The sequence below is a fragment of the Streptomyces sp. NRRL B-24572 genome (assembly GCF_002156145.1).
GTDB classification, from domain to species: Bacteria; Actinomycetota; Actinomycetes; order Streptomycetales; family Streptomycetaceae; genus Streptomyces; species Streptomyces vietnamensis.
Genome location: NZ_MWIG01000934.1, coordinates 1 through 6419, shown reverse-complemented (window position 1 = coordinate 6419; position 6419 = coordinate 1). Strand labels below are relative to the sequence as shown.

Genomic DNA, 6419 nt, shown 5'->3' with positions numbered 1-6419 from the left:
CCGGCAGCGTCGGCACCGGGGTGGCGGCGGTGAGGGTGACCGAGAGGCCCGACGCGCGGGCCCGGGCCGTCAGCTCCTCGACCGTCTCGCCCGACGGGGTCGTCGGCGCCCCGGCGTCGTCCTCCCGCAGGACGCCGATGATGTCCCGCAGCCGGGCCGTCGCGTCCGCCGCCGCGCGCCGCAGCTCGCCGGCCGCGTGCTGCTGGGCGGGACCCAGCGCCGGATCGACCTCGAGGGCGCCCGCCCGGACCGCGATCAGGGCCAGGTCGTGGCCGAGGGAGTCGTGCATGTCGCCCGCGATCCTGGACCGCTCCCGCAGCCGCTCCCGGTCGGCGACGGCGGCCTGCTCCCGCTCCATCCGGTCGGCCAGCTCCCAGCCGCTGCGCACGAGCCGGTCGTACTGGCGCGCGTAACGGCCGATCAGCCACGGCGCCACGACCGCCAGGGCCAGCGTGAGCAGCAGCGTGAACCACTGGCCCAGCGAGGAGTGCGTGACCGTCGTCAGGACCAGCCCCGCCGCCGCGACCGCGCCGAACAGCCACAGCGCCGCCCGGGTCTGCTCCTCCCGCCGTCCGGCGAGATAGCCGAAGGCGATCAGGGCCAGGCTGTACGAGGGGGTGAACAGCTCCGGGGAGGACGACAGGCTCACCGCGACCACGACGGCGACCGGCACCGGCGGCCACCGCCGGCTGACCGCGACGCAGCCGCCGAGCAGCGCCACGCCGATCGCGACCTCGGTCCAGCTCCCGCCGTCGTTCGGGTCCGATCTGAGGAGGACGGGGAGGCAGAGCAGCAGCCAGAGTCCCAGGTCGAAGAGGTGCTCGCGGACCGGTTCACGCATCGGGGACCAGGCCCGCCTCGTACGCCAGGACCGCGAGCTGCACCCGGTTGCGCAGGCCGAGCCTGCCGAGGACGGCGCTCACGTGCGCCTTCACCGTGCCCTCGACGACGTACATGCGGTCCGCGATCTCCTGGTTGGAGAGCCCGGCGCCGAGGAGGGCGACGACCTCCCGCTCCCGGCCCGTGAGCTGCTCCAGGCGGGTGCGCGCCTCGGCCGCGCGGGTGAACCGCTCCCCGCCGAGGGTGTCGATGACCCGCCGGGCCACGGTGGGGGAGAGCGCGGCGCCGCCCCCGGCCACGGCCCGGACTCCGGCGATCAGCTCGCGCGGGTCCCCGGACTTGAGGAGGAAGCCGCTGACGCCGCAGCCGAGCGCCCGCGCGATGTAGGCGTCCTCGGAGAAGGTGGTGAGCATGACGACGGCGGTGTCCGGCACCGTCGTGCGCAGTTCCTCGGCCGCGCCGAGCCCGTCGAGCCGGGGCATCCGGATGTCGAGCAGGGCGACGTCGGGCCGGTGCTCGCGGGCGAGGTCGACGGCCTCGTGTCCGTCGCCGGCCTCGGCCACCACCTCGATCCCGGGGTCGGTGGCGAGGATCGCCCGCACTCCGGCCCGGATCATCGCCTCGTCGTCCGCAAGGAGCACCCTGATCATGCGGTCCAGGGTATGCACGGTACGCGGACGCGCGGGCGCCCGGAGGGAAGGTTCCCTCCGGGCGCCCGCTCCCGTGCGGTGGTGCTTTACGGGAAGGTCAGCTTGAAGCTGTTGATGTAGCCGGTGTCGATGGCCGCCTTGTCCTGGACCCGGAGCTTCCAGACGCCGTTGGCGACCTCCGAGGAGGCGTTCACGGTGTAGGTCTGGTTGATGTTGTCGGTGCTGCCGCCCGCCCGGTTGGACAGGTTGTAGACCGAGCCGTCGGGGGCGATGAGGTCGACGACGAGGTCACCGATGTAGGTGTGGACGATGTCCACGCCGACCTGGAGGTTGCTCGGCGCGTTGCCCGTGATGCCGGAGACGGTCACCGAGGAGGTCACCGCGGCTCCCGGGGAGTCCGGGATGGCGACGTCGGTGTCGTTGCTGAACACCGTCCCGCCGCCGGTGCCGCCGCCGGAGCGCGCACCCACGTTGATCGCGGCGAAGGCGTCCTGGACGGCCGCGACCTCGGGGCTGCTCGCGCCGTACAGGTCGGTGGCCGCGGCGATGGCACCCGTGCGGGCGCCGGCGTAGTTGGTGGTGGAGCTGAACTTGGTGGTCAGCGCCTTGTACCAGATCGTCGCGGCCTTGTCCCGGCCGATGCCGGTGACGGGCAGGCCGTCGGAGGTCGGCGAGTTGTAGGTCACGCCGTTGATGGTCTTCGAGCCGCTGCCCTCGGACAGCAGGTAGAAGAAGTGGTTCGCCGGGCCCGAGGAGTAGTGGACGTCGATCGAGCCGATGCCCGAGTACCACGAGTCCTTGGACGCGCCGTCCTTGCTCGGCTTGTCCATGTAGCGCAGCGGCGTGCCGTTGCCGTTGATGTTGATCTTCTCGCCGATGAGGTAGTCACCGACGTCCGTGGAGTTGTTGGCGTAGAACTCGACGGTCGAGCCGAAGATGTCCGAGGTGGCCTCGTTGAGGCCGCCGGACTCGCCGCTGTAGTTCAGGCCCGCGGTGTTGGAGGTGACGCCGTGCGTCATCTCGTGCGCGGCCACGTCGATGGACGTGAGCGGGTGGGTGTTGCTCGTGCCGTCGCCGTACGTCATGCAGAAGCAGGAGTCGTCCCAGAACGCGTTGACGTACGCGTTGCCGTAGTGGACCCGGGAGTACGCGCCGACACCGTCACCGCGGATGCCGGAACGGCCCTGCGCGTTCTTGTAGTAGTCCCAGGTGACCGCGGCACCGTAGTGCGCGTCGGCGCCCGCGGTCTCCTTGTTGGAGGCCAGGCCGTTGCCCCAGGTGTCGGTGCTGTTGGTGAACAGCGTGCCGGTGCCCGACGTGCCGCCGTTGAGGTTGTACGTCTTGTGGTTGCCGCGCGTCGTGTCCGTGAGGGAGTACGACGGGGCGGTGCCGAGGGTGACCTGGCCGCTGTACATCGTGTTGCCGATGCCGGTCTCGATGGCCTGCCACTCGTACAGCTTGGCGCCGGTCTTGGCGTCCGTGATGACGTGCAGCGCGCTCGGGGTGCCGTCGTCCTGGAAGCCGCCGACGACCGTCTCGTAGGCGAGGACGGGGGTGTCCTTGGCGGCCCACACGACCTTGCGCGGGGCGTTCTTGGTGGTGGCCTTCTCGGCACCCGCCGCGTTCGCGACGCCGATCGCCTGCTTCTGGGCGGCGGCCGGGGCGATGGTGGCGGCGGCGGTGTCCACCTTGGCGATGTCGGCGCGGCTGGCCTTGATGACACCGGTCTGGGCGCCGGCCTTGGTCTCGTCGACGATCAGGTCGCCGCCGAGGACCGGGAGGCCGTCCAGGGTGCGCTCGTAGCGCGTGTGGGTGGAGCCGTCGCGGTCCTGGACGACGTCGCGGACGGCCAGCTTCTCCGTGGCGCCGAGGCCGAGGCGCTTCGCCGTGGCGGCGGAGTCGGCCTGGGCGGCCTTGATCAGCGCGGCGCGCTGGGCGGGGGAGAGGTCGGCCGGGAGCTTGCCCGGGTTGACCTTGCCGAGGGACTGCGCCGCGGGGGCGGCGGCACCGAAGGTGCCGGCCGAGGCGGTGCCGGCCTGGACGCCGAGGGTGAGCATGGCGGCGGCGGCGATCAGAGCGCCGGTCGCGGTGGCGCGACGGCTGGGCGTGGATCTCACGCAGACTCCTTAAACGAGGGGGGTACCGGCGGGCTTGGGTGAGTCCGTCCGGGCGGAGCAAGGAGAGCTGTGGAGCATGAAGTTGTACTTGTGACGCGGGACCCGTACGGGGTGAACCCGATCGGGGGACGCGGTGAACAGTGGTGCGAAGAACCGGGGAGAGAGTGACAGAACTGACGGGTACCTGTCAGGACCGTGTCGGGAAGTTGGCTGGAAACCGTCCGCTGCCCGAATGTCCGTGTTCGTTAACCGGACGTTTCGCCGATCAGGGCGACGATTCGTCGATCAGGGCCGCGATGCCGTCCAACGCTCTGCGGAGGCCGAATTCGAAGAGTCCGTCCAGGTCCAGACCGAAGCCCCCGCCGTCGGTCACCGCGGCTAGTTCCGGATACGAACCCGCCGACTGAATCGCGTCGAACCGTGGCTCATTCTGTTCCATCCACTCGTCGTTGGAGATCCCCGTGTCCTGGCGCGCCTGCTCCTCCAGGTCGTCCGCCATCGACAGGCCCTGGACGTAGGCGAAGACCGACAGATGGACGTGAAGCTTGTCCGCGGGGGAGAGGGGCGTGCCCCGGAGCGCCCGCAGGATCCACTCCGTGTACCTCATCGCGTTCGGCGTCGCCACCGGCCGCGTGAACGACGCCATCGCGTGCGCCATCCACCGGTGCCGGGCGTACACCCCGCGCAGCCAGCGCGCGCCCTGCTCCAGGCCCGTCCGCCAGTCCGCCGGCACCGGGCCCAGCGGCACCTCGCCGCACACCGCGTCCGCGATCAGCCGCACCAGCTCCACCTTGCCCGGGACGTGGCGGTACAGCGCCATCGTCGACGTGCCCAGGGTCGTCGCCACCCGGCGCATCGTCAGCGCGTTCAGGCCCTCCGCGTCCGCCAGTTCGATCGCCGCCCGGACGATCCGCCCCCGCGTGAGCGCCACCGTGGCCGGCGCCCGCCGCGCCGTGTCCACGACCACCGTCCCCACCCCCGGCTCCACCCGCACCAGGCCCTCCTGGCGCAGCGCCGCCAGCGCCTTCGTCGCCGTCGCCATCGCCACGCCCCACTCGCGCGTGATCGCCCGCGTCGACGGCACCCGGTCACCCGGGGCCAACTCCCCCGTGTGCACCCGGCGTCGGATCTCGGCGGCGATGGCCAGGTAGGGCGGCTCGGTCGGCATGGCGGGTGAGTGTACTAGTGCACCTGTGCGGTGTACACGGGCCTGAGCTGCTGCTTCGCGGGGGATGTGTGCGGTGCACTAGGGCGTTCGTGGCGCTGTACGCCCCCTGTTGCTTCGCTGCTCGCATGACACTCACCGCAGGCCCCTCGACAGCCGCAGAACCCGCCCGCGCCGGGCGGCGCGAATGGACCGCCCTCGGCGTTCTGATGCTCCCGCTCCTCCTCGTCTCCATGGACGTCTCCGTCCTCTACTTCGCCATCCCCTCCATCGCCGCCGACCTCCGGCCCGGCGCCACCCAGCAGCTGTGGATCCTCGACATGTACGGCTTCGTGCTCGCCGGGCTCCTCGTCACCATGGGCTCCCTCGGCGACCGCGTCGGGCGCCGCAAGCTGGTCCTCTTCGGCGCCGCGCTCTTCGGCGCCGCGTCCATCGCCGCCGCCTACGCCCACAGCCCCGGCGCCCTCATCGGCGCCCGCGCCCTCCTCGGCGTCGCCGGAGCCTGCCTCATGCCGTCCACCCTCGCCCTGATCCGCACCCTCTTCCAGGACCCGGCCCAGCGCGCCAAGGCCGTCACCCTGTGGACCACCGTCATGGCCAGCGGCATCCCCCTGGGCCCTGTTGTCAGCGGCGCGCTCCTCGAACACTTCTGGTGGGGGTCCGTCTTCCTCATCAACCTGCCTGCCATGGCCTTGCTGTTGGTGCTCGCGCCGCTGCTGGTGTCCGAGTCCAAGGAGGCCGCGGGGGGTTCGCGGTTCGACTTCGTCAGTGCCGGGCTCTCGCTTGTCGCTCTGCTGCCGGTGATCTACGGGATCAAGGAGCTCGCCAAGGGCGGGTGGGCGCCCCTGCCCGCGCTCGCGGTGGCCTTCGGGGTTCTGCTCGGGCTCGTCTTCGTCCGTCGGCAGCTTCGGCTCGATGAGCCGATGATCGACCTGCGGCTCGTTCGTACTCCCGCGTACGGGGGCTCCCTGCTGGTCAATCTGCTCGCCATGGCCGCGACGGTGGGCTTCGCCGTCTTCCTCACCCAGTACCTCCAGTCCGTCCTCGGGCAGAGCCCTCTCGAAGCCGCCCTCTGGAGCCTCGTCCCCACCGGAGCCGCCATGGTCGCCGCGCCCGTCGCCGCGGTGCTCGCCCAGCGGGTGGACCGGGCGTACGTCATGGGGGGCGGGTTCGTCGTCTCCGCCGCGGGCTTCGGGTGGCTGGTCGGCGTCGAGCGCGGCACGCCCTTCTGGGTCGTCCTCGTGGGCAGCGCCGTCTACGTCGCCGGGCTCGTCTCCGCGATGACCCTCGCCAACGAACTCGCCCTCGGCGCCGCGCCGCCCGAGCGTGCGGGGGTCGCTGCCGCCGTGCTCGAAGCCGGGTCGGAGCTGGGCGGTGCGCTCGGGATGGCCGTCCTCGGGGCCATCGGTGCGGCCGTCTACACCGCGGCCATGCCCTCCTCGGCGCCGGCCGCTGCCCGGGAGACGCTCGGGGGTGCGCTGGGGGCCGGGCCGGACGTTCTTGCCGCCGCCCGTGGGGCCTTTGTCGAGGCCATGTCCGGGGCCGCTGTCGGGGCTGCTTTGTTGATGCTTCTTGCGGCTGGGCTGTCGCTGGTGCTCCTGCGGCGGAAGGTTTGACAGGGGGCGTCGGGGACGGGCAGGGGGTCGT

The 6419-nt window shown here is 71.9% G+C and carries 5 protein-coding genes; 1 reads left to right on the top strand and 4 read right to left on the bottom strand.

Annotated features, from left to right (window positions below):
- The 4 genes from CCN56_RS38500 to CCN56_RS38485 all read right to left on the bottom strand — a co-directional run.
- On the bottom strand, positions 1 to 841 hold an 841-nt coding region (locus CCN56_RS38500), incomplete at its 3' end, for a histidine kinase (RefSeq protein WP_256962396.1).
- Positions 834 to 1490, bottom strand: a complete 657-nt coding sequence (locus tag CCN56_RS38495) for a response regulator transcription factor (protein ID WP_086832290.1) — start codon at positions 1488 to 1490, stop codon at positions 834 to 836. The genes CCN56_RS38500 and CCN56_RS38495, both read right to left, overlap by 8 nt.
- Positions 1491 to 1576: 86 nt before the next feature.
- The gene (locus CCN56_RS38490) at positions 1577 to 3607 is read right to left on the bottom strand and encodes a M4 family metallopeptidase (protein ID WP_086832289.1); all 2031 of its coding nucleotides are present in this window, start codon (positions 3605 to 3607) and stop codon (positions 1577 to 1579) included.
- A gap of 265 nt (positions 3608 to 3872) precedes the next feature.
- A complete protein-coding gene (locus tag CCN56_RS38485) occupies positions 3873 to 4775 on the bottom strand; it encodes a TetR/AcrR family transcriptional regulator C-terminal domain-containing protein (RefSeq protein WP_086832288.1) in 903 nt (300 codons plus the stop codon).
- A gap of 125 nt (positions 4776 to 4900) precedes the next feature.
- Between CCN56_RS38485 and CCN56_RS38480 the strand changes: the two genes are divergently transcribed.
- Positions 4901 to 6388: an MFS transporter gene (locus CCN56_RS38480; protein ID WP_086832287.1), complete on the top strand. Its 1488-nt coding sequence runs from the start codon at positions 4901 to 4903 to the stop codon at positions 6386 to 6388.
- The last annotated feature ends 31 nt before the right edge of the window (positions 6389 to 6419 follow it).

Coding starts and splice junctions, on each gene's coding strand:
- CCN56_RS38495 (WP_086832290.1), bottom strand. CDS start 1,490: ATGATCAGGGTGCTCCTTGCGGACGACGAGGCGATGATCCGGGCCGGA.
- CCN56_RS38485 (WP_086832288.1), bottom strand. CDS start 4,775: ATGCCGACCGAGCCGCCCTACCTGGCCATCGCCGCCGAGATCCGACGC.
- CCN56_RS38480 (WP_086832287.1), top strand. CDS start 4,901: ATGACACTCACCGCAGGCCCCTCGACAGCCGCAGAACCCGCCCGCGCC.